This is a genomic window from Prevotella sp. khp7 (assembly GCF_900109055.1).
GTDB lineage: Bacteria > Bacteroidota > Bacteroidia > Bacteroidales > Bacteroidaceae > Prevotella.
Genome location: NZ_FOIV01000003.1, coordinates 220,779 through 244,945, shown reverse-complemented (window position 1 = coordinate 244,945; position 24,167 = coordinate 220,779). Strand labels below are relative to the sequence as shown.

The following is a 24,167-nucleotide window of genomic DNA, read 5'->3' as shown; positions in this document are numbered from 1 at the left end:
AATAAATATCAGGTGGCGTTTCAAGGCGTTCTTTTGATTTTCGTAAGCGTTCAAAAATATCGAGAGTCTTTCCTATTTGTTCAAAACTTGTTCAATTTGTTTAAAAAACATAGAAATTACTTATATTTGAATAATAATATGTATCTTTGTGGCCTAAAACTAAAATCAGATATGATAAAAACGACAGGACAGAGAGAGATTATAGTCATCATGATGGCTATGATAACGCTGTTATCATGTCAGAAGGCAGCAACGACACAACAACGTGACAAAGACGAGGAGCACAGCGTTGTTGTAGCTCAGGAACTGTCGAACAGTCGCGTGCAATGTATAGCAGAAGATGCTGCAGGCCAACTCTGGATTGGAACATTCAGAGGATTGAATCGTTACGATGGTCATGAATATCACCAGTATCTTTGTACTGACGATTCATTGGGTCTGCCCGACAATCAGATAAAAGACATCCTTTGCGACCAGCAGGGACGACTCTGGGTGGCGACAGTGAATGGTGTATGCCGTTACAGCCGTATGGACAGTTTCGATCGTATCACTGTCAAGTCTGCCAATCTCAACACTCAGAAACTGCTTGAAGACAGTAAGGGGCGTATCTATGTATATAATGGTACAGAGGTGCTCCGACTCGACGAAAAGGAGCAGGCCTTCCTTCCATGTATTGGCAGACAAATGGAAAGACAGTCATGGACTTGGGGCAACTGTATCATAGACGCTTCAGACAATATTCTTATCACGGAGTCGCAGCGAATATTAGTCTACGATAACGAGACACTGAAACTGAAGAAAGAAATACCATTGGACGAGCGATACTATTTCTATTCAGAGATACTGTCGAATGGTCTGATGGTGCTTTCAGGCTATGGATTCATGATGCTCTACGACACCAAGTCACAGCACGTCGTGCCACTTGACGCAGCAATGGAGTCGCGCCTGATGGCACATAACAGCATCATTCAGGCTGCTCGTCTTCTGGAAAACAACACCATTCTGCTCAGTACCTCTCACAATGGCGTGTTTGAACTCAATCTCCTGGCCCACACTTTGCATGGCGAGGGCGATACAGGATTCACCCTACCCGTCCCTGATGCCATGGTGACACAAGTTTTCCAAGACTCACGGAAGAACGTGTGGCTGGGTACCTACGACAAGGGGCTTTTTGCAGACTATTACTATAAAGAGAAATTCGGTGGTAGCGATAATTACCTGAACCGTGTCATCGAGAACTCATCAGTGCTGGCCGTGGCTATGGACAAAGCTAAGAATCTCTGGATCTCTACCCTGCTCAAAGGCGTCTATGTCTACCACTGCGAGAGTCAGAAGGCAGAATCTATTCCCTTACAAGGCTTACCTGCAGGCGAACAAAAGAATGCTGTTACCCACATATTCTGTGACCGTGACGGACTATTATGGCTCTCTACCCCCAGTCTAGTGATGAAGTGTCGCTATGAAAGTGGCAGACTAAGTATCCTAAACCAATGGACGATCATGGCAACGATGGATTTCGAGCAGACCGACGACGGAACGATATGGCTAGCAACCAGCAGTAATGATATTGTTGGTTTTCCGCCCAACAGCAACACACCTGTTGTGAAGCAGGCTTTCAATGCAGACTTCTGCTTTATTCCCTCGCTACTCAAATTGGACAATGGCCAGATGCTTATCTCGGCCTTCTTCCAGAAGATTGTGCGCATGAACCCACAGACAGGAAAACTGAGCGAACTCGATATTCCCTCAATGGCACAGTGCATTCGTCGAAGCGTCTATATTCCCACTGATATGGTGCAAGACTCACAGGGCGACGTATGGATTGGAACCGTAAGTAACGGACTACTGCATTACAGTCTGAAAACCAACCAGATGACACGCATCGCTGGCCTATCTTGTTCTGATGTGGGTAGTATAGAAGAAGACCAGCAAGGAAACCTCTGGATTAGTACGATGAAAGGTCTGAACCGCTGGGATCGGAAGACGGGGCGTATCACCGCCCTCTATAAAGCTGATGGCATTGGAGGCGATGAGTTCTGCGACCGTGCCTCATGCAAGTTACCTAATGGAAGTCTGGTATTCGGAGGCACAGAGGGCATTACCATGTTTAACCCTGCAGACATTGACACACTCAGACAGATACCCATACGCTTTTGCGATCTGAAGATACACAACCAACTGGTTAGGCCCTCAGAAAACGGCCCCATAGAGGCCCTGCTCGACAGTTGTCGCGAAGTTAAGCTGAATTATAGTGAAAACAGTATCAGCATTTCGTTTACAGCCCTCGACTTCGGAGAATACGAGCGTGTGCGCTATTACTATAAGATGGATGGCTTCGACCACGACTGGATTGACGCTGGAAACACCCATACAGCCAACTATGCAAACCTGCCATCAGGGCATTATACCTTCCGTGTGAAAACCACCGACAGCGCCAGTGACGAGACGAACTCCGACGAACGCACACTAAGCATCGTGGTGAAACCCGCCCCAGCCAACAGCTGGTGGGCGTGGCTTATCTACTTGGCGCTAGCAGCTTCGCTGGCAGTCTATCTCTATCGTAACGCTAAGCGCGTGGTGGCTGCCCGTCGTGCTGCCCGACAGGCAGAGATGGAGAAAGAGCAGGAGTTACGCACCAACCAGATGAACATGAGCTTTTTTGCCAACATAGCTCATGAGTTCCGCACGCCATTGACCATGATTGCAGGGCCTGTAGGCCAGCTTGCCAGGAGTGTCTCACTCAATGACGAGGACAAGAACCTTCTCAACGTAGCCCAACGTAGCATACAACGTATGTTCAAACTCGTTAATCAGCTCATGGACTTCAACAAACTCGAGAACGACACATTACGGCTGAACGTTGAACAAATCGATGTGGTGAAAGCTATGAACGACATCTGCGACATCTTTGAATTTAACGCCAAGGAAAAAGGCCTGACCATTAACCGCTTTGGCATGGAAGACTCGCTGACAGCTTGGACTGATGGTGACAAGTTGGAAAAGATCGTATCTAACCTGTTGTCGAACGCCCTGAAGTTCACACCGCGTGGAGGCAGGATAGACGTTTCGCTCGATGTAGCAGACAATCAGGTAAAGGTTACGATTGCCGATACAGGTAAGGGTTTGCCCGAAAACCAGTTGGAGAACATCTTCAAGCGCTACTACCAGCTCGATAACCAGACGAAGGCCGTGGTAAACTGGGGTACAGGCATAGGCCTTTACTATTCACGCCGACTGGCAGAACTCCATCATGGCTCACTCACAGCCAGCAACCGTACAGAAGGTACAGGAGCCGTTTTCACACTCATCTACCCCATGAATGAGGATGCCTATAGTGATGAAGAGCGCAGGCCGTTGGAAGGTGACGGATCGCTGGCAGTCAATGCGTTACTGCCTGTCGATGCTGCATCAGGATCCTCTGCCTACGACACAACAGAGGACCATCGACCTACGATACTCGTTGTCGACGACGACACAGAAATCATCAACTACATGCGTCTGCTCTTCTCACGCGATTATCGCCTGATCACCTGCCTCGACGCAGACACCGCCCTTGAAGAGATGCGCGCTGAAGAGCCGAACCTCGTATTGAGCGACGTGGCCATGCCTGGCAAAGACGGCTACGAACTTTGTCATGAGATTAAGCAAGACATACAGTTGTGCCATATCCCCGTCATTCTGGTAACAGCCAAGATCACAGCAGAGAATCAGGTCGAAGGTCTGAGCGTTGGCGCAGATGCCTATGTCACAAAGCCATTCGAACCCACCGTACTGTCAGCTCTGATTCAGTCGCAACTGAAGAATCGCGATCGCATACGCAAACTGCTGACAAAGGCCACAACGACAGAAGACGAAGGCGTAGACAACGCCCTCTCCGATCAGGACAAGCATTTTATGGAAGAACTCTACAAACTGATGGAGGAGGAACTCTCGAATTCCGAACTCGACGTGACACGCATCACCAAACTGCTGCTTATCTCACGCACAAAATTGTACTACAAGATAAAAGGACTGACAGGCGAGACGCCTTCGAACTTCTTCCGCACCTACAAACTCAATCGAGCTGCAGAGCTGCTGAAAAGCGGAAAATACACAGTCTCCGAGATTTCCGACAAGTGCGGATTCAGCACCCAGAGTCATTTCTCGGTAGTCTTCAAGAAACACTTTGGTGTTACACCCTCAGAATATACAAAGTCAAATTAAACAATAAAACAACATGAAGAAAAAAACTATCTTATTACAACTATTCATCGGATGGGCAACCATGGCAGCAGCCCAGTCCGCCACCTGTAACCAGGATGGAACCGTAACTTTCCGTTACAAGAACGACCAGGCAAAAGAAGTTCAAGTAGACGTGCAGTTCGCAGGACGCAACGCTATGACGCGTAACGCGGAAACGGGCTTATGGGAGGCCACTCTAGGTCCTGCAGCCCCTGACATGTATCCCTACTGCTTCATTGTTGACGGGGTAAGTGTGATGGACCCCGAGAATCAGCAGTATTTCCCCAATGAAGGCTTTAAGAACTCGCTGCTTGAGATTCCAGCCAAAGAGGGCTCGCTGGCCCACGACATTAAGAACGTTCCCCATGGCAAGGTGGACTATATCCACTACTACTCCAAGAATCTGGGTGCCACAAATCAGGCTGTGGTCTACCTGCCACCGAAATACAAAGAGAATCCCGACAAGAAATACCCCGTGTTCTATCTGATCAGTGGAACCACTGATACTGAGGAAGTATATTATAAGGTAGGACGTGTGAACTATATCCTCGACAATCTGATTGCTGAAGGAAAGGCTGAGGAGATGATTGTCGTGCTACCCTACGGCAATCCCTATAAGCTGCTGCCTGCACAGACAGAAAAGGCTGGTGTCCCTCAGACTCAGACTATGTTTGGCAAGGACGTGTTCAGTCTCGACCTGACAGATGACCTCATGCCCTATATAGAGAAGAACTATCGCACCATCAACGATGCCGACCATCGTGCCATTGGCGGTTTCTCACGTGGTGGAAACCAGGCTCTGTCAAATGGACTGCGCAACCTCGACAAGTTCTCTTATCTTTGCAGCTACAGTTCATTCACAGCCACCAACATCCCTGGCGTCTACGACAATGCCAACGACACGAACAGCAAGATCCATCTGTTTTGGTTAGGCGTAGGTACTGACGACTTCCTCTTTGGCAATGCTCGCGACTACATGGAATTCCTCGACAAACATGGTATCCGCTCTGTGAAAGAGTACACCCACGATAAATACGGACACACGTGGATGAACGCCAAGTACTTCCTGAGCAAGACACTGCCCCTGCTCTTCAAGCCTGAAGCAGCAGAGAAGGCTATGCAAGGCGGACAGCCTGTCATCGCAGCCACAGGTAAGGAGCCACAGTTCACTGCTGGTGTCATGGCACGTCTTTTTCCAAAACCCATCATTTCGCCCGAATATATAAGCGACGGTGTGGTGTTCCGCATGAAGGCGCCCAATGCCAAGGAGGTAAAACTGGCTGCAGAAGTATTGCCAAAGCCTTTACTCATGCAGCGCGACAGCGATGGCATTTGGACAGCAGAATTGAATGAGAATGTCTACGAGACCTTCACCTATTATTATTTGGTCGACGGGACACCCGTCGCTGACCCAGAGAACATGTATCTGGCCCCCTCTATAGGTTTCAAACCCAGCATCTGTAACAATCCCTCGAATCCTTATCACTACATGAACCTGACAGACATGGCACATGGCACAGTGAGCTACGACCTGAACAGCCAGCAGGCCTGCTACCATCCTGCAGAAGGCAAGCCGCAGTTTGCCATCCAGCTGATTCCAGGAAAGTACGACACCATTGAGAGCTGGTTTAAAATCGGAGGTGCTGACGTGATGGCCGACAAGTTGATTGGAACCAAGAAACTTCCGCCATTCTGCATCACCACAGGCAAGGCTGAGTGCTGTGAGAAGAACGACCAGAAGTGCTGTGAGAAGAAGGTATACACCATAAAGGCAGATGACTATGTCACATGGCCTGAACGTCGCCACGCCTTGGAATCGCTTCTCGACTCACTGATGCTGCAGGCTGCCGTAAAAGGCGACATCAGCATGAACCTACCACTCTTCCAGACTAAATACACAGCAGACCCTGCTCCTCTGGTAGTAGGCGACACACTGTTTCTCTTCACCTCGCACGATGCCTCGCCAGAAGACATCCCCGACCTGAACGAGAAGAACTCTGCAGGTTTCTTCATGTACGACTGGCTGCTATGGAGCACCACCGACATGGTGAACTGGACAGAACACGGAGCTGTGGCCTCACTGAAGGACATTCCCTGGCGCAGTCGTGAAAACGGTGCATGGGCCATCCAGACAGTAGAGCGTAATGGCAAGTACTATCTCTATGCACCACTTCACGGACACGGCATCGCAGTGCTCGAGGCCAACTCACCCTATGGTCCCTTCAAGGATCCTCTTGGAAAGCCTCTGGTATGGGACCAGAGCAACTGGTACGATATCGACCCGTCAGTATATACAGACGCTGACGGACAGGCCTATCTCTACTGGGGAAACCCACACACCTTCTATGCCCGTCTGAACGACAACATGACATCCCTGAAAGACAGCGTGGTGAAACTGCCCCACATCAAACACTATCAGGAAGGGCCTTGGTTCTATAAGCGCGACGGGCACTACTACTGCGCCTTTGCCTCCACTTGCTGCCCTGAGGCCCTAGGTTATGCTATGAGCGACTCACCCACAGGCCCCTGGGAGTGGAAGAACTACATCATGCGCCCCACCCTGCGCAATCGCGGTAACCACCCTGGCATCTGCGACTTCAAGGGACACTCGTATGTATTCGGACAAAACTACGACCTCATGCACCTCGACACCTTCACACACCATGAGCGCAGAAGCGTGTCAGTTGCAGAAATTACCTACAATGCAGACGGCACCATCAATGAAGTGCCCTACTGGCTCGACCTCGAGCCCCTCAAGCAACTCTGCTGGCTGAATCCCTACCAGCGTGTCGAGGCAGAGACCATGGCATGGGGTTACGGACTGAAAAGTGCCAAAATGGGTATCGAGAACACGGGCGTGGTGGCTGATATGCCCGAATCTACTGGCAAACGCGACATGTACATCTTCGATATCAACGACGGAGAGTTCATCAAACTGCGTGGTGTAGACTTTCTCCATGGTGCCAAGAAGTTCAGCATCAGCGCTGCCTCTACAGGCACTTGCAAACTGACGCTCCGCATCGACTCTCAGGATGGTCCCATCATTGGCGAGACCCTGATTTCTGATACAGGCAGTGTAGAGAAGTACAAGACATTCAACGCCAAGGTGTCTGGTGCTCAGGGCGTACACGACCTGTATCTCTGTTTCAGCAACTCTGAGGGCGACACGCATCTCGACTATTGGCAATTTAAATAAAGGTAATAAAAAGGGGGAACAATAAAAGAACTAAGAATTATGAAGAAAATATCATTATCAAAGGTATTGGGAGCAGTGAAAGGAGTTTTTCCTTCTTTCCTTTTTATCCTTTTACTTTTAATAACAAGCTGTAACACCGCTGTCGACATAGAGAAGCAGGTTGACGAGCTCTATGAGAAGATGCCTCAGGAGGAGCGCATCGCCCAACTGAAGAGCATGTATATGGACGAGCTCTTCGACGAACAAGGCCAGCTCGACACAGCCAAGTGTCGCAAACTGATACCTTTTGGCATCGGACACTTCTCACAGTTTGCCCTCCAGAAGCCCCGCGATCCAAACATCATTCGCGACATGGTGGTGGCTGTACAAGACTGGCTGAAGGCCAACACGCCCAATGGCATCCCAGCCCTCTTCCACGAAGAGGTACTCTCGGGCATCAACACCAAGGGCTCTACCATCTATCCCCAGCAGATAGGCCAGGCCTGCTCGTTCAACACCGAGTTGGCTGAGTTGAAGACCCGCCAGACCAGTACCACCATGCGTAAAATGGGTGGCATTCTGGCCCTTTCGCCCATGGTCGACGTATGTCGCACACCCAGTTTCAATCGTCTGGAAGAGTCGTATGGTGAAGACGCCTATCTCTCTGCAGCCATGGGGTCTGCCTTCGTCAAGGGTCTCCAACAGAGCGATCTGAAGAAAGGAGTTGGCGCCTGCACCAAGCACTATCTGGGTTATGGAGGCGGTGGCGACGCTGACGAGAAGGAGTTGATGGAAGAAATTCTGTTACCCCACGAGACTATGATTCGCACTATGGGGAGCGTGGCTGTGATGCCAGGCTACCACGACGTTCACGGCACGCGTTGTGTCTGCAACAGCGAGATTCTGCAGGACATCCTCCGCGACTATATTGGATTCGACGGCATGGTGGTGAGCGACTATACGGCCATCGACCAGATACCAGGACTCGACGATGTTGTGAAAAAGGCTGCCGCTGCCATTAACAATGGCAACGACGTCGACTTCCCCTTCGGCGCCAACTATCAATATCTTCAAGAAGCCATTGACAAAGGACTGGTAAAACCCGAAGTGCTCGAGCGTGCTGTTAAAAACGTGCTGCGCATGAAATTCCGCGCAGGCCTCTTCGATAAGGACGCCTACCTCTATAGCACTGAGAAGATTGAGCTCGACACGCCCGAAGAGCGACAGACCGCCTATGATATCGCGACCCAATCCGTAGTACTGCTCGAGAACAATGGTGTGCTACCGCTCACCAATGCCAAGAGTATCCTGCTCACAGGTCCTAATGCCAACACTATGTGGGCCATGCTGGGCGACTACTCGTTCCCTGCCATGTCATACTTCTGGAAAAGGGTAGAGAGCGACCTCGACCATCCTCACACCATCACCCTGCTCGAGGGCATGAAGGATAAGCAGCCCGAGGGCGTTAGCCTACTCTACTCACGCGGATGCGACTGGACAGAGGAGATAGAGACAAAATACGGAGAAGCAGGCGACGAGCGTGCCTGGGAGTTCACTTTACTGCATCGCAAGGTCGATGCCGGTGAGAAGGCCGACAAGGCCGAGGCCCTGAGCATGGCCAAGCAGGTCGATGTGATTATTGCAGCTGTTGGCGAGAACGTGATGCTCTGTGGCGAGAACCGCGACCGCCAAGGCTTGCGCCTGCCAGGCAAACAGGAGCAGTTCGTCGAGAATCTTATCCAGACGGGCAAGCCCGTGGTATTGGTCATCTTCGGTGGTCGTGCCCAGGTAGTATCCGGATTGGCAGAGAAGTGTGCTGCCGTCATCCAGGCCTGGTATCCTGGCGAGGAAGGCGGCCATGCCGTGGCAGACATTCTCTATGGCAACGTATCACCTTCCGCCAAACTCTCTGTCAGCTATCCTAACACAGAACTTTATGAGCCCATCTGTTACAACTCTACAGCTGTGCAAGACGCACGCATTCAGTGGCCTTTCGGCTATGGACTGAGCTACACAACGTTCGAATATGCCAATCTACAGGTTGATGGCGAAGTTCCCGTCTCAGCGCCCTTCGTCAATCTATCGTTCGAAGTGAAGAACACTGGCTCGATGGAAGCTTCAGAGGTGGCACAGATATACCTCTCGCCCACACAGGCCGACCAACCAATACGCCCCATACAGCTACAGGGTTTCGCCCGCGTGTCACTGAAGTCTGGCGAGACGAAGACCGTCAACGTGAAGCTCTACACCGATCAGTTCGGCTATTACAGCCACGAAGGTCAGCGCCAATGGAACATCCGTCCTGGCAAGTACACAATCAAGGTGGGTGCCTCATCGACAGACATCAGGCTCGAGCAGAAAATCAGCCTTACAGGTGAGCCCGTCAGCAAGCCTCTGCGCGACATCTATTTCTCAGAGGCCTCTGTCGAATAAATCTTAAATAATTCCTATATAAAAAATAAAAGACATGAGAAAAACTATCTTATCAACATTCATGCTGTGCCTCGCCTCTGTGGCCATGGCACAACCTGCTGGCGGATTCGGAGGCTTCCAGATGCCACAGGTGAAACTCGAAACATCACAAGAGTGGAAAGACGTGAACTATGCTGGCGACAACCAAGCCTATCACACCTGCGACATCTATCTGCCCAAACAAGAGAAAGCCTCCTATCCCGTGGTAATCCATATCTATGGCAGCGCATGGTTCAGCAACAACAGCAAGGGCATGGCCGATCTGGGCACCATCGTGAAGGCTCTGCTCAATGCGGGCTATGCCGTGGTGTGTCCTAACCACCGTTCCAGCATGGACGCCAAGTGGCCCGCCCAGATCAACGACATCCGTGCCGTCATCCGTTTCGTACGCGGCGAGGCAGCCAAATATAAGTTTGACACTTCCTTTATCGCCACTAGCGGTTTCTCTTCAGGCGGTCATCTGTCATCGACAGCAGCCACCACTAGCGGACTGAAACAGGCCAAGGTTGGCACCGTCGATATCGACCTCGAGGGCAGCGTGGGTTGTCACCTTGACGAGAGTAGCGCAGTTAACGCAGCCTGCGATTGGTCGGGCCCCGTAGATCTGACTGCCATGGACTGTGGCGAGGCCATGAAGATGGGCGAGAACTCACCTGAAGACGTGCTGCTCAACTCGAAGCTCGACAAGGAGCCCGACAAATACCTCAGCCTGAGCGCCACCAACTATGTCGACCCCAACGACCCGCCTATCATCATCTTCCATGGCGAGAAAGATAATGTAGTGCCCTGCTGCCAAGGCAAGAAGTTCTTTGAACTGTTGCAGGCTGCCGGTGTGAAATCAGAGGCCACCTTCGTTCCCGAGGGCGGACATGGCATGGGCATGTACAGCGAGGAGAACCTGCAGAAAATGGTTCGCTTCCTTGACTCCGTCAGATAAAGCAAGATGAAGAAGACACTGTTCATTGCAGCCCTGTCATTGTTTCTGCTCACCGCAGAGGCAGCGACAGGGGCTTTTTTTAGCATTAAGAAGGTGGCACGCAACGCCATACGTGTCTGTTATGGCGAAAGTGATGTAAAAGACACCCTGCCCGACTGGCTCTACGTGAAGCACGACGAGGTGGAGCAGCAAGACATCACTTTTGCCGTCGAAGGCCAGCGGCTGAAGGTCTACACTAAAGACGGGCGTCCCGTTTTTCAGGCCTTGCGCCACGAGTTCCGTAATGGCATAGCCACACTGGCATTCGAGAGTCCAGAGGATGAATATCTTTTTGGCCTCGGACAATTCCAAGACGGCTACAGCAATGTGCGTGGCCTCTCTCGCCGCCTCACACAGGTGAACACCCAGATATCAATTCCCATGCTCATCTCGAGTAAGGGCTACGGCATTCTGTGGAACAACTACGGACTGACGGAGTTCAACCCCTGCGATCAGAGCATCAGGCTCACCAAGCAGAAGGGGGCAGGCAAGCAGGAGGTGGTCAATATCACCACTACCGAGGGGGGCAGACGTGAGGTGCGCGAGCGCCACCTCTTCGAAGCCGGCATTGACATTGCCGAGACAGGCGACTACGCTTTGTTACTTGATGTAGGACAGAAGATGGCCCGTCGCCATAACCTATGTATCGACGGACAGACCGTCATCGAAATGCAAAACCTTTGGCTACCCCCTACGGCGTCAAGCATCGTGCGTCTCGAAGCAGGACGCCACAAGCTGACAGCCGAGCTGACCAAGGACGACCAGCCCACCCTCTATTATAAAAAGGTGACTGGCGAGACCACCTTCCGTTCACCCATCGCCCATGCCGTTGACTACACCGTGTTCGTGGGTACCCCCGATGAGATTATCGCCACCTATCGTGAGCTCACAGGTCCCTGTCCGATGATGCCTGAGTGGGCGCTGGGCTATATCCACTGTCGTGAGCGTTTCCACTCCTCTGATGAGATACTACAGACAGCCCGACGATTCCGTGAGGAGCAGATGCCCTTAAGCGTCATTGTACAGGATTGGCAGTACTGGGGCAAACACGGGTGGAACTCCATGCAATTCGACGAGGACTTCTACCCCGACCCCAAAGCCCTCACTGACAGTCTCCATCAGATGGATGTGCGGCTCATGCTGAGTGTGTGGTCGAAGATCGACAAGCAATCAGAGGTGGGGCGTGAAATGGAGCGACAGCAGTATTACATCCCTGGGACCGACTGGATCGACTTCTTTAACCCCGATGCCGCACAAGCCTACTGGAACAACTTCCGTAAGCGCCTCGTACCCTTAGGTATCGATGCCTGGTGGCAGGACGCCACCGAGCCCGAGAACGACGATCTCGCAGGGCGTCATGTGAACAACGGGCGCTGGAGCGGCGAACAGGTGCGCAACGTCTATCCGTTACTGGTCAACAAGACCGTCTATGAAGGTCTTCTAGCAGAAGGCCGCGAACCCATGATCCTCACCCGTTGCGGATTCCCAGGTATCCAGCGCTACGGCTCTGCCCTGTGGAGCGGCGATGTAGGCAACGATTGGGAGACCTTCCGTCGCCAAATCACGGCAGGACTAGGCATGCAGGCAGCAGGCATCCCTTGGTGGACCTACGACGCAGGCGGCTTCTTCCGTCCACGCGACCAGTATACCAATCAGGACTATATCGAACGTATGCTGCGCTGGATAGAGACGAGTGTCTATCTGCCCCTGATGCGTGTGCATGGTTATATGAGCGATACTGAGCCGTGGAACTACGGTCCTGAGGCGCAGGCCGTCATCGCCCAGTGCCTGAAGGAGCGTAAGCGCTTGCTGCCTTACATCAAGCAGTGTGCCGAACGCGTCTCGACAGAGGGTTACACACTGATGCGCCCACTTGTATTTGATTTCTCTGACGATCCCGAGGCCCTGCGCCAGCCTTATGAATATATGTTCGGCCCTCGCCTGCTCGTCAGCCCCGTCACAGAGCCTAGTGTCAGCGAGTGGACCACCTACCTACCCCGCAATCCAGGCGGCTGGCGCTGCCACCAAACGGGGCAGCACTACGACGGTGGTCAATACATCACCACGATAATAGACAAGACCTTCATCCCCGTCTTCGAACGGGAGTAGCGTCTTTATATATATAGTAATTGTTATATCCACTTTTTACCCCTCACTTTCCGCACTTCCCACACCTAAATCAAACATCAGTTAGGTGTGGGAAGTGCGGAAAGTGAGGGGTAATTCTCAGGTATTGCAACTACCGCATTCGAATATATGCATCATAATAAAACGTATCCTCTAAAAAGTTAATAAGTTGTTCCTGAAATTAAGCACGACTTTTCACTCAATACGCCGTGCTTATTTTCCAAAAAGCGCGGCGTATTGAGCAAAAAACATGGCCATAACAATAGATTCTTCTGACTGATTTCCAAATTGTTTGTTTGGGTGACCTTTACTCGCTTAGAATTTGGTATTTATGGAAAAAAGTTGTATTTTTGCAACAGAAACTCAAAATTACCATCATGCTAAAAGAAGACAAAATCCTGCGTGTCGGTATCATCGGCACAGGATGGATAGCCGAGAAGGCTGCCATCACATTGAACGGACTCAACAAGTGTACGTGTTACGCCATAGGCTCGCGGACATTAGAGAAGGCGGAAGCCTTTGCAAGAAAATGGAACATAGCCAAGGCTTACGGCTCGTATGGGGAGCTAATAGCCGACAAGGACGTAGATCTGGTGTATGTAGCTACACCTCACTCTCACCACTACGACGTGACGAAGGAGGCGCTACTGACAGGCAAGCCTTGTCTGGTAGAGAAGGCATTTATGGCTAACCACAGGCAGGCGAAGGAGGTGGTAGACCTTGCACGCGAGCGGAAGGTGTTTCTGGCTGAGGCGATATGGACGCGCTACCAGCCTGCACGCAAAATGGTGAAGGACCTGATAGACAGCGGACGCATTGGTACGCCGCGACTGGTGACAGCCACATTGGGCTACTCGATGGGCGAGAAGCCGCGAATCATGAGGGCCGACCTGTGTGGGGGCGCATTGCTTGACTTGGGCGTCTATGCGCTGAACTTCGTGCGGATGTTTTTCGATGCCGACATCGTAAACATGAAAAGTCTGTGTGTGAAGTCGAAGACGGGCATGGACCTGACGAATGCCATCTGTATGGTGCTGGCAGACGGGTTGCTTTGCAACCTGCAGTCAAGTGCGGCCTGTGTGGGCGACAACATCGGGGTGATAGCGGGTACGGATGGTAACCTGATTATCGACAACATCAACAATCCACAGAAGATTACGGTGAACACACACGACCGCGAGTTTGTAGAGGACATCCACGTGCCCCGACAGATTACAGGCTACGAGTATCAGTTTAATGCATGCCGGCAAGCCTTGATAGAGGGATTGCTGGAACCTAAGGAGATGCCGCTCGACGAGACGCTCTACATGATGCAGTTGATGGACGACTTACGACTGAAATGGGGTATTCGCTATCCCATGGACTAATTTCTTGATATCAGCGGCACTCTGCTTCATACGGGCGGTAAAGTCTGCCACATCGTCATCGGGCAGTTCGTGAAGGCCTGCACTGAGCACTTGGGTGAAGCCGCTGATAACGTTAAGAGGCGTCCGGATTTCGTGATACATATCTTGTACAAAGGCCGACCTGCGGCGATTGGTTTCGAGCTTGAGCTGATAAGCACGGGCAAGATCGTCGTTCTGCTGCTGCAAATCGTCGTTGCAACGACGGACGGCTGTGACACTCGCCGCGAGCGACTGTTGCATGCGGATGAAGCTGTTGGTGAGTCGCCCTATGCTATCGCAACGGGTGCTTGGCGCCAGCGGTTCGTCAAAAAGGCCATCAGCTATTCGCTTTGCCCTTTCATCGAGTTGGCGCAGGGGTTGGACAGCATGACACACAGTCTGATAACAGAAGAACATGAGTAACATGAGTCCGACTGCTACGATTATCCACGCCATGACAAGCAGACGGTTGTAGCGCGCAAAGACATCGCTTTCAGGACACACGATGGCCAAGCTCCACCCTGTGCGTTCAAGCGGGCGATAAAATATATATGCGTATTGGCCGTCGACAACGGTTCGCATCATACCGCTACGCCCGCCTAACATAGATCTGCCCAGAATATTGATGTCGCGCTGAGCCTTGGGGTCTGCATCACTGAAAATGTTTTGGCGGAAGAGTTTTGTCGTGTCAGGATGGACCAAATAGGTGCCGTCGCGCCCCAGCATAATGGCCGAAGAGTTGGGATAGGGCTTCAGGGAGGCGAAGGCCCCGGACAGCCATTTCAGCGTCAGACTGGCTGTGACGGAACCAACATAGCGACCATCGGCATCGCGCATTGGACAGCAATAGGAGGTCAGAATATCGGGCGACGAGAGCGTCCCTTCGTTATAGTCGTCGTAGGCATCAACCCAACACGGGGTACCAAGCGTATGAGGCGTCTTGTACCACAGAGCATCGAAATACTCAAAGGGTCCCTCGCGCACCGTAGTGATGCTGTCAAGGGTTGTATTGGAGGCTGGAAGCCCTCTGTGTCGCAAAGAATAGGCCGAGAAGTAGCGTCCCATCGACGGGAAGAAGTAGGGCTCCATGGAGATAGCAAAGCCCGTCAGGAAATAATTCTCAGCCACGGTACGACGCGTGAAAGCGAGCAACGAATCGGGATGAAGGTGGCGTGTTGTGGTAACAGCCATATAGTTTGTCACCAGTTCTGTTTCATTCATAATACCGTTGATTCGCTCTGCAGTGTTGTCAAGCAGTTGTGTGGCGTGGTCGATGGCCGCATGCTGGATGTAAAGTTTACAACGATAGAAGAGGAAGTTGAGAAGCATAATGAAGAACAACGTAACGACAACCACGATAAGCATGCCTAAGCGTATAGACAGGCGCTGCCGAATGTAAAGGATAATCTGTTTCATAGGGCAGTAGGGATTATAAGTTGGTCGAGCAATCGGGTAATAGTATCGGAGGCTTGCATGATGTCCATTTGGCGACGCGCCATCTCAGCCTTCGTCAGCCTCGAATAGTTGCGACAGATGCTATCGGTACTTTTGCACAGCACATTGACAGGTGCCGCCATCTGTTCAGTCATGTTGTACATAAATTGCGCCTTTCTTTCCTCAAGGGCTTGTGCCTCGCTATAGGCAGTCTGCAATTCGGCATGGTGCTCACTCAGCTCGGTCTGCTTCTGCTGCATCTCATCCATATAGGCTTTCAACGAGCGTTGCATTCTACTCAGGCTTGTCTGCAAACGCCCCGACTCATCCACAAAGCGCGTTTCGGGAATAGGAGTGTCCAAATCGCCGTCAGCTATATTCTGGGCGCAATCGGCAAGACGGTGCAAAGGAAGCAGATGAAGCCCCACAACAACATAGAGAATGGCGAGTAACAACAGTACACCAATAACGCCACTTAACAGCAAGAACCACTGCATGCGGGTGAACCTACCATAGAAATCTTCAGCAGGGCATTCAGCTACGAGCCCATATGTGCCGCCCTGCAGCGGGTAATAGAACACATAGCTTTCTTCGCCATTTATTTCTATCTCAGTGTATCCGCCTTTTTCCGTAGCAGCCACAACAGCCTGGAGAATAGCGGATGACTCTTTGGCATCGAGCTTTACATTGGGCAGCGTCTGGCGCAGCTTCATCAGAATGCCGTTTTCCTCTATGAGTCGCTCAATGGTCGCACGATCCACCTTCAGCGTCTGCTTATCCATTCGCGCCTTTATCTCCATCAGTCGTAGCGTATTGTCTATGCGTAGCGCCGTGTTCTCAAGCACTTGTAGCGTTGTTTCGACAGACTCGTCGAGGATGACTCCCTGCGAAAAGCGCGCTAAAAGGAAAAGAACCACCACAATGATGCCCACCACAAAAACCGACACCCACAACGTGAGCTGGTTGGTGAACGATTTTCGTATTCTCTGAAACATTAACATAGGCCCTTTGTTTTTTTGTAATACGAATAGGCCATCAGATGACCTTACCTATTTAATATATTTCACCTTAGAGGCATCGCGCGGCTTGGCATCAGGCTGTTCATCAGGATAGCCAATGGCGATAATATAGTTCAAACGATAGTCTGCAGGTATGTTGAGACGCTCAAGGAAGAACTTTGCTTTAGCATTTGAGTTGAGGAAACGCACGGGGCCACCGAGACAGCAGGTGCCGAGGCCCATTGACTGTGCGGCCAGCATCATATTCTCACCAAGCAGTCCTGCATCCAAATCACCGTCTCCATTGGCTGGCGTGCAGACGCAGATGAGGTTTGGCGCATTGCGGAACATGTTCTTGAAATCCTTGTCGCGCTTCACTTGCTCTGCATTTTCCTGTTTATATACCTCTGTCACGTCTGCAATCAGCTGCTGATTTTCCACCACACAGACAATCCATGGTTGGCGGTTCACCCCACTCGGTGCATTGATGCCCGCGCGGACAATCATTTCCAACTTATCGTGCTCCACACATTTGTCGAGATATTTGCGAACAGAACGACGCGCCATAATAGTACTGAGAGTAGGATTAAGCTCTATACGAACATCCGTTTCAATGTCTGCAATTCTATCTGTTGGCTCATAACGCTTGACAACTCTACCATCGCGCGAAATAAGGAACTTTGTAAAGTTCCACTTGATATCGGCATTCTTGTCGTAGTCTGCATTCTGTTTGCGAAACATATCATCAAGCATTTTTCCCGTCTTGTCGTTCAAGTTGAAACCGCCAAAGCCTTTCTTCGACTTTAGATAGGTATAGATCGGATGCTCATTTGCCCCATTCACCTCAATCTTGTCGAACTGAGGGAACTGAATATCAAAGTTGGCTGTGCAGAAACCGTGAATCTCCTGGATAGTACCAGGTGCCTGTTCACCGAATTGGTTACAGGGAAAATCAAGAATTTCAAGACCTTCCTTTCTGTATTTCTCGTACAGGGTCTCCAACTCCTTGTACTGAGGGGTGAACCCACAACGGGTAGCGGTGTTCACAATCAGCAGCACCTTTCCCTTGTATTCAGCCAGCGATACGTCCTTACCAGCATCATCCTTTACATTGAAATCATATACGCTTTGCGACTGGATGGTCAGTGCAAAAAATACAGCTATTAGGCTAAGAAATATTTTTTTCATAAAAATCTTGGTTTAGTTATGACAGAATTATCTTACTATGTTCATTACGACTCACAATAATTATGATCAATCACGATGACTATCCGCATGCCCGGCACCAGAGGGGATATCTCGCTGGTAAGCTGACTAACGAGAGTAGTATCGTCGTGGACGGAGATATCAGGAACGATATCAACAGAGAGTATCCCATCGGCCTCGGAGTAGTAGAAGCCATGCACTTGGACTATCTCCTTATGGACGGAGAGTGTCTGCATCACCTCTGACTGTAACTCTGCACGACGATTATCACCAGTGGCAACTGCATAAACGCCAATGGTCATGATGATGCCATGACGTTCGAACATCTGCGCTGATATCTTACGCGTCAGACCATGAATGTCGTAAGCAGACATCGTGTCGTTGACATTGATATGGAGTGAGCCCATCATCACATCAGTACCATAATTATGAAGAACCAGGTCGAACACGCCATGCACACCTTCGAAACTAGAAACCTCTTTCGTAATCTGGCTGGTGAGCTCTGCAGGAATGCTAGTGCCCAACAAAGCATTGACAGGCGAGGCAAGCATCTCAACACCCGCTTTGATGATGACGACGGAAATCACCGCTCCAAGGATGCCGTCGAGCGAAATGCCCCATAATAGCATGACGCCTGCAGAAACAAGCGTGGTCAGCGTGATGACAGCATCGAATAATGCGTCTGAACCTGAAGCTATCAGCGCATCGCTCTTCAATCGTTCACCCTTGCACTTGACATAACGACCCAAAACAAACTTTACTATGATTGCAGCAACAATAACAATAAGAGTTGTGGTCGTATAGGATGGTTCCGACGGATTAACGATTTTTTTGACAGATTCAACAAGGGAAGTAATACCTGCTGACAATACAATAACGGCAATGATGATGGCACTGAAGTACTCGATACGTCCGAAGCCAAAGGGATGCTTGCGATCAGCTGGGCGTTGTGAGAGTTTTGTTCCCACAATTGTTATGACGCTTGAAAGCGCATCACTGAGGTTGTTGACGGCATCCAACACAATAGCAACCGAACTGGCAAGAATACCCACTACGGCCTTGAATCCTGCCAACAGTACGTTGGCAGCAATACCAATCCAACTGGTGCGAATGATTTCCTGACTTCTATCCATACATTTAGTCTTTCCTCTTTTTCGATTTATCTCTGCGCAAATATACGAAAAAAATTAAAACTTAATAATTTTGTTGCAATATTTTATGATTTATTGGGAATCGACCACGTCATTTTAATTCCATTCGTTCCCTTTTCATCTCGTCACCCTGCTTGTCAAACTGGTGCATCATCATAGACGGCCAACATCTCTCTAGTTGTTTTTCTCATTTCAAAAACTTTATTAATATTTTCGGCTAAGATAACAATTTTGATTGGTTTCTGAGGATTTATGCGTATATTTGTGGACGTATTTGAGAATTTATATAGGATATGCCAGAACAACAGCGAACATATATCGCCATCGACCTGAAGTCATTTTATGCTTCAGTGGAATGCGTGGATAGAGGACTCGACCCGCTGACCACGAATCTTGTAGTGGCAGATGTGAGTCGCACGGAAAAAACCATCTGTCTGGCGGTATCACCTTCACTGAAAGCCTATGGCATAGGAGGACGGGCACGACTATTCGAGGTTGTGCAACGAATACGTGAGGTAAATTATGAGCGTCAGACGAAGATTCCTACTCATCGACTGACGGGCAAATCGACATCAGACACGGAGCTGAAAGCACATCCAGACTGGGCTGTTGACTATATCGCAGCCAAGCCACAGATGGCACACTACATCGAAATCAGCTCGAGAATCTACAGAATTTACTTGAAATACATCGCTCCAGAGGATATTCACGTCTACTCCATTGATGAGGTGATTATGGACGTGACGCCCTATCTTGGGACTTACAAGATGACAGCCCATGAACTAACCATGAAGATGATTCGCGACGTGCTGAGTCAGACGGGCATCACGGCTACTGCAGGTATTGGCACCAACATGTATCTCTGCAAAGTTGCGATGGATATAATGGCCAAGAAAATGCCTGCTGATAAGGATGGCGTACGTATAGCAGAACTCGACGAGATGTCGTATCGTCGGGAACTTTGGGACTATCGCCCGCTGACGAAGTTTTGGAGAGTGGGACGCGGAACCGCCCAGAAACTGGCGATGTATGGCATCGACACCATGGGGAAACTAGCTCGAATGTCTGTAAAAAACGAAGAACTGCTATATCGGCTTTTCGGTGTGAATGCAGAACTACTGATAGACCATGCCTGGGGCTGGGAACCTTGTACGATGGAGGCAGTAAAGGCATATAGACCCGAGACGAATTCCTTCAGTAGCGGGCAGGTACTACAAGAGCCTTACAGTTTCAAGAAAGCGCGTGTAGTAATACAGGAGATGGCGGAAGGAATGGCTCTCAATCTAGTGTCGAAGCAATTGGTGACAGACCAACTTGTGCTGACTGTAGGCTATGACACGGAAAGTCTGACCCGTCCCGAGATTAGTGAAAGATATCATGGTGAGAGAACCACTAACTATTACGGGAAAACTGTTCCAAAGCATGTTCACAGCACGTTCAACTTCGAGAGCCCCACATCGTCGTCGCGACTGATTATGGATGGTGCTACAGAATTGTATGATCGCTATGTGAATCCTGATCTGCTCATCCGCAGGCTCAACCTAACTACGAATCACGTAGTGTCAGAAGCTTCAGTCGCCACTCGACAGAATGCACCTCAGCAACTCGACCTTTTTACCGACTACGAAACATTGAAGAAGCTGAAACAGGAAAGAAAAGCACAACTCGACAAGGAACGTCGGATGCAGGAAGCACAACTGAAAATCAAAAAACGCTTTGGGAAAAACGCCATTCTAAGAGGTCTGAACTTCGAGGAAGGCGCTACTGCCAAAGAACGTAACAAACAAATAGGAGGACACAAAGCATGATTAACGATTATGACGACATCATCAACCTTCCTCATCACGTATCCAAACGTCATCAGCAGATGTCGATGTGGAACCGCGCGGCCCAGTTTGCGCCATTCTCCGCACTGACAGGCTACGATGATGCCATCCACTCGGCTTTACCGCTTGCTGACGAAGGAACACAAGAAAACTTTCCACAGAAGAATGAAATCTGTTATGAAGAAGAATCAGAACTCATCATATAGTTATGTACAGAAAAGAAATACACAATTGTCCAGAGTTGATAGCATATATTCAAGAAATAGGGTTTCTGCCTCTATTGGATAGCGGGATAGAAGGATATGCGGCAGAAGACGTGGTGGACGAGGATTGTCGTTACATAGTGTATCCCGATGGTGGCTGGGAGTGGCCTCTCTGGAAATGGAAAGGTCCTATAGTGCAAGAGGGCAACTGCGTATATGGCAAGTTCTTCGCAGGTAAGGCAGGATTCATCAGTCGCGAGTGGTGGCCCGACTTCTGCAACTACAGACGAAGCAGGCACCCAGAACCAACAGAGGGGAGCATTGAGGAAGCCATTCTTTTCACATTACAAGGACAAGGCAGTCTGATAACCCGTGAACTACGAGCCGCATGCGATTTTACAGGTCCGAAGATGCGAAGTAGGTTTGACAGCTACATCACCCGCCTTCAGATGTCTTGCCGCATTATAACGGAAGATTTCATCTACCCACAGGACAAGCATGGCAAAGAGTACGGATGGGGATGGTCGTTGTTGACGACTCCAGAACAACTGTTTGGTCGTGAGGCCTCTCTATGTACACACTCTCCCGAAGAGTCCTTCCAAAGGTTATTAGCACACTTCCACAAAATATTGCCCAACGCAACAGACAAGCAAATAGAGAAACTGATAGGATAGTTAAAAATCATTATCATCTTCGAAAAATAAGCAAAACCAAAAGAAATAACGAACAAAAATCGTATATTTGCATCGACAATACTAAACGATATAATATGAGAGATTTTAATTATTACGCACCAACAGAAGTTGCTTTTGGTGAACATTCAGAAGAGCAGGTAGCTCGTCTGGTTAAGAAATATGGTGGAACCAAGGTTCTAGTACACTATGGAGGAAAAAGTGCTGTACGCTCAGGTTTGTTAGATAAGATATGCAATCTGCTCCGTGAAGGTGGCATCGATTATGTCACATTGGGCGGCGTGGTTCCCAATCCTCGCCTGTCACTGGCGAAAGAGGGCATTGCCCTTTGTCTTAAAGAAAAGGTTGACTTCATTCTTGCCATTGGTGGTGGTAGCGTCATCGATTCAGCCAAGTGTATTGCATATGGCGTATGTTACGATGGCGACGTATGGGACTTCTATCTGGGCAAGGCTGAGCCTAAACAAATGCTACCCGTTGCTTCTGTACTGACCATTCCTGCAGCCGGCAGCGAGATGAGCGAGGCCAGTGTGATTACCAATGAAGACGGCGACGTAAAGTTGGGTTATTCTAATGATATGTCTCGCCCCAAATTTGCCATCATGAATCCCCGTCGCACCATGACGCTGCCTCCTTACCAGACTGCTGCTGGCGTAACTGACATGATGATGCACACCATGGAACGTTACTTCACAAAAGACGATGACATGGATCTGACCACCGACCTAGCTGAAGCCACATTACGTAACATCAAAAATGCCGTGTTTGCCGTGCTTAAGAATCCTGAGGACTATCGCTATCGTGCGCAGATTATGTGGGGCGGCAGTATTATGCACAACGGATTGACGGGTTGTGGCATCAGCGACGATTGGGCAACACATCAGTTGGAACATGAGCTAAGTGGAATGTTCGATGTCACCCATGGTGCTGGTCTGGCTGCTATCTGGCCTAGCTGGGCACGCTACGTAATGCATGAGAACATGAGCCGTTTTGTACGTTTTGCTGTCAATGTGATGGACGTACCCAACGACTTTACCGATCCAAAGGGTACTGCACTAAAAGGCATCGAAGCAATGGAACGCTTCTATCATGCCATCGGCATGCCCATAAATATCAAAGAACTCATTGGAAAGGATATCTCTGACGAGGAGATTCAGGAGATGACACGCAAATGCAGTCGTGACTACACAGCCACCTGCGGCTGTCTGAAAGTGCTAAAGGCCGAGGACATGGAAGCAATCTACAAAATGGCAAGAGGATGAAGATATTATTAATCGGCGGTACAGGTACTATCAGCAGTGCCATCACGCGACAATTGGCAACAAGCGGGCACGACTTATGGTTACTGAATCGTGGAAACCGCAAGGACGATGTGCCAGCAGGTGTCAGGCAAGTGATTTGCGATATCAACAACGAGGCAGAAGTACTTCGTCAGATTGGCGGAACCATGTTTGACGCAGTTTGTGAATTTATTGGTTTCCTACCTTCTCAAGTTGAGCGAGATATCCGCCTTTTCAAAGGCCGCACCCGCCAATATGTCTACATCAGTTCGGCCTCTGCCTACAACAAGCCTGCCCGAAATCATATTATTACAGAAGGTACATCACTTGCAAATCCCTACTGGCAGTACTCTCGCGACAAGATTGCTTGCGAAGAACTGCTAATGAAGGAGTATCGCGAAAACGGTTTTCCTGTTACGATAGTACGTCCTAGCCATACTTATTGCGAACGCGCCATACCAGTCAGTGTACATGGGCCAAAAGGCAGTTGGCAGGTGCTGAAACGTATGATTGAGGGTAAAGCCGTATTAGTGCAAGGCGATGGCAGCTCACTATGGACACTGACATGGAACGAAGACTTTGCCAAAGGCTTTATAGGTCTACTAGGCAACCCCAAGGCTATTGGCGAGCCCTTTCAGATTATGAGTGACGAATCGCTGACATGGAACCAGATTTATCAGTGTGTGGCTGACGCCTTAAAAGTGGAGTTCAAACCCTACTATGTAGCCTCACAGTTCCTTGCTGCTGTAGCTCCCAAGGAATACGACTTTACCGGGAATCTGCTAGGCGACAAATCCACCACTGTGGTTTTCGACTGTTCAAAGTTGAAACATGCTGTCCCTGGTTATCAGGCCACAACCCGTTTCGACGAAGGTGTACGTCGTTGTGTTGCATATATCCTCGCTCACCCCGAACTGCAAATCGAGGATCCAGAGTTTGACGCATGGTGTGACAGGGTGATTGAAGCCCAAGAGAAAGCGAAAGCCATTTAAATACGAAAAATCCCCGAATCGTTGCAGGT

The 24,167-nt window shown here is 49.9% G+C and carries 15 protein-coding genes and 1 pseudogene; 12 read left to right on the top strand and 4 right to left on the bottom strand.

From position 1 onward, the window contains the following. Window positions 1–171: 171 nt before the first annotated feature. The 7 genes and pseudogenes from BMX82_RS07915 to BMX82_RS07890 all read left to right on the top strand — a co-directional run bounded on the left by BMX82_RS07915 (window position 172) and on the right by BMX82_RS07890 (window position 14,338). Complete coding sequence (locus tag BMX82_RS07915) at window positions 172–4,203, top strand: hybrid sensor histidine kinase/response regulator transcription factor (protein WP_177172049.1); 4,032 nt, start codon at window positions 172–174, stop codon at window positions 4,201–4,203. Window positions 4,204–4,216: 13 nt separating this feature from the next. Next, window positions 4,217–5,071 (top strand): annotated as a pseudogene (locus tag BMX82_RS13205) (esterase); the annotation flags it as partial. A gap of 984 nt (window positions 5,072–6,055) precedes the next feature. Beyond that, window positions 6,056–7,417 carry a family 43 glycosylhydrolase gene (locus tag BMX82_RS13200; protein WP_255396592.1) on the top strand — a complete coding sequence of 454 codons (1,362 nt, stop codon included), beginning with the start codon at window positions 6,056–6,058 and terminating at the stop codon, window positions 7,415–7,417. 39 nt (window positions 7,418–7,456) lie between these two features. Next, window positions 7,457–9,829, top strand: a complete 2,373-nt coding sequence (locus BMX82_RS07905; RefSeq protein ID WP_036910324.1) for a glycoside hydrolase family 3 C-terminal domain-containing protein — start codon at window positions 7,457–7,459, stop codon at window positions 9,827–9,829. A gap of 34 nt (window positions 9,830–9,863) precedes the next feature. Next, window positions 9,864–10,805: an alpha/beta hydrolase gene (locus BMX82_RS07900; protein WP_036910323.1), complete on the top strand. Its 942-nt coding sequence runs from the start codon at window positions 9,864–9,866 to the stop codon at window positions 10,803–10,805. A gap of 6 nt (window positions 10,806–10,811) precedes the next feature. Beyond that, complete coding sequence (locus tag BMX82_RS07895) at window positions 10,812–12,953, top strand: glycoside hydrolase family 31 protein (RefSeq protein WP_091767654.1); 2,142 nt, start codon at window positions 10,812–10,814, stop codon at window positions 12,951–12,953. A 395-nt stretch (window positions 12,954–13,348) separates the two neighbouring features. Further along, on the top strand, window positions 13,349–14,338 hold the full coding sequence (locus BMX82_RS07890; protein ID WP_036910321.1) for a Gfo/Idh/MocA family protein: 990 nt from the start codon (window positions 13,349–13,351) through the stop codon (window positions 14,336–14,338). Here BMX82_RS07890 and BMX82_RS07885 read toward each other — a convergent pair. From BMX82_RS07885 to BMX82_RS07870, 4 genes are read right to left on the bottom strand one after another with little or no spacing between them, the layout of a single operon-like run. Further along, a complete protein-coding gene (locus BMX82_RS07885) occupies window positions 14,300–15,772 on the bottom strand; it encodes a PDC sensor domain-containing protein (RefSeq protein ID WP_091767651.1) in 1,473 nt (490 codons plus the stop codon). The genes BMX82_RS07890 and BMX82_RS07885 overlap by 39 nt on opposite strands. Further along, window positions 15,769–16,785 carry a HAMP domain-containing protein gene (locus BMX82_RS07880; protein ID WP_177172048.1) on the bottom strand — a complete coding sequence of 339 codons (1,017 nt, stop codon included), beginning with the start codon at window positions 16,783–16,785 and terminating at the stop codon, window positions 15,769–15,771. The genes BMX82_RS07885 and BMX82_RS07880 overlap by 4 nt, the downstream gene beginning before the upstream one ends. Window positions 16,786–16,839: 54 nt before the next feature. Beyond that, window positions 16,840–17,976 (bottom strand): nitroreductase family protein, encoded by a 1,137-nt coding sequence (locus tag BMX82_RS13285; protein ID WP_081911020.1) that lies wholly within the window; start codon window positions 17,974–17,976, stop codon window positions 16,840–16,842. Window positions 17,977–18,020: 44 nt separating this feature from the next. Then, entirely contained in the window at window positions 18,021–19,127 is a 1,107-nt protein-coding gene (locus BMX82_RS07870) for a cation diffusion facilitator family transporter (protein WP_091767646.1), read from the bottom strand. A gap of 311 nt (window positions 19,128–19,438) precedes the next feature. On the opposite strand from BMX82_RS07870, the gene BMX82_RS07865 reads away from it, so the two are divergent. The 5 genes from BMX82_RS07865 to BMX82_RS07845 all read left to right on the top strand — a co-directional run bounded on the left by BMX82_RS07865 (window position 19,439) and on the right by BMX82_RS07845 (window position 24,138). Further along, on the top strand, window positions 19,439–20,953 hold the full coding sequence (locus BMX82_RS07865; RefSeq protein ID WP_091767644.1) for a Y-family DNA polymerase: 1,515 nt from the start codon (window positions 19,439–19,441) through the stop codon (window positions 20,951–20,953). After that, entirely contained in the window at window positions 20,950–21,177 is a 228-nt protein-coding gene (locus BMX82_RS07860; RefSeq protein WP_091767641.1) for a hypothetical protein, read from the top strand. The genes BMX82_RS07865 and BMX82_RS07860 overlap by 4 nt, the downstream gene beginning before the upstream one ends. A gap of 2 nt (window positions 21,178–21,179) precedes the next feature. Beyond that, entirely contained in the window at window positions 21,180–21,848 is a 669-nt protein-coding gene (locus tag BMX82_RS07855; protein WP_036910313.1) for an AlkZ-related protein, read from the top strand. A 95-nt stretch (window positions 21,849–21,943) separates the two neighbouring features. Then, window positions 21,944–23,128, top strand: coding sequence for an iron-containing alcohol dehydrogenase (locus BMX82_RS07850; protein ID WP_091767638.1), 1,185 nt, complete (start codon window positions 21,944–21,946; stop codon window positions 23,126–23,128). Further along, window positions 23,125–24,138, top strand: a complete 1,014-nt coding sequence (locus BMX82_RS07845) for an SDR family oxidoreductase (RefSeq protein WP_091767635.1) — start codon at window positions 23,125–23,127, stop codon at window positions 24,136–24,138. Before BMX82_RS07850 ends, BMX82_RS07845 begins: the two co-directional genes overlap by 4 nt. The last annotated feature ends 29 nt before the right edge of the window (window positions 24,139–24,167 follow it).

Bases quoted from the DNA above. Each gene is read 5' to 3' on its own strand.
- BMX82_RS07870 (WP_091767646.1), bottom strand. From the start codon at position 19,127: ATGGATAGAAGTCAGGAAATCATTCGCACCAGTTGGATTGGTATTGCT.
- BMX82_RS07915 (WP_177172049.1), top strand. From the start codon at position 172: ATGATAAAAACGACAGGACAGAGAGAGATTATAGTCATCATGATGGCT.
- BMX82_RS07855 (WP_036910313.1), top strand. From the start codon at position 21,180: ATGTACAGAAAAGAAATACACAATTGTCCAGAGTTGATAGCATATATT.
- BMX82_RS13200 (WP_255396592.1), top strand. From the start codon at position 6,056: ATGCTGCAGGCTGCCGTAAAAGGCGACATCAGCATGAACCTACCACTC.
- BMX82_RS07860 (WP_091767641.1), top strand. From the start codon at position 20,950: ATGATTAACGATTATGACGACATCATCAACCTTCCTCATCACGTATCC.
- BMX82_RS07890 (WP_036910321.1), top strand. From the start codon at position 13,349: ATGCTAAAAGAAGACAAAATCCTGCGTGTCGGTATCATCGGCACAGGA.
- BMX82_RS07865 (WP_091767644.1), top strand. From the start codon at position 19,439: ATGCCAGAACAACAGCGAACATATATCGCCATCGACCTGAAGTCATTT.
- BMX82_RS07900 (WP_036910323.1), top strand. From the start codon at position 9,864: ATGAGAAAAACTATCTTATCAACATTCATGCTGTGCCTCGCCTCTGTG.
- BMX82_RS07850 (WP_091767638.1), top strand. From the start codon at position 21,944: ATGAGAGATTTTAATTATTACGCACCAACAGAAGTTGCTTTTGGTGAA.
- BMX82_RS07845 (WP_091767635.1), top strand. From the start codon at position 23,125: ATGAAGATATTATTAATCGGCGGTACAGGTACTATCAGCAGTGCCATC.
- BMX82_RS07885 (WP_091767651.1), bottom strand. From the start codon at position 15,772: ATGAAACAGATTATCCTTTACATTCGGCAGCGCCTGTCTATACGCTTA.
- BMX82_RS07895 (WP_091767654.1), top strand. From the start codon at position 10,812: ATGAAGAAGACACTGTTCATTGCAGCCCTGTCATTGTTTCTGCTCACC.
- BMX82_RS07905 (WP_036910324.1), top strand. From the start codon at position 7,457: ATGAAGAAAATATCATTATCAAAGGTATTGGGAGCAGTGAAAGGAGTT.
- BMX82_RS13285 (WP_081911020.1), bottom strand. From the start codon at position 17,976: ATGAAAAAAATATTTCTTAGCCTAATAGCTGTATTTTTTGCACTGACC.
- BMX82_RS07880 (WP_177172048.1), bottom strand. From the start codon at position 16,785: ATGTTTCAGAGAATACGAAAATCGTTCACCAACCAGCTCACGTTGTGG.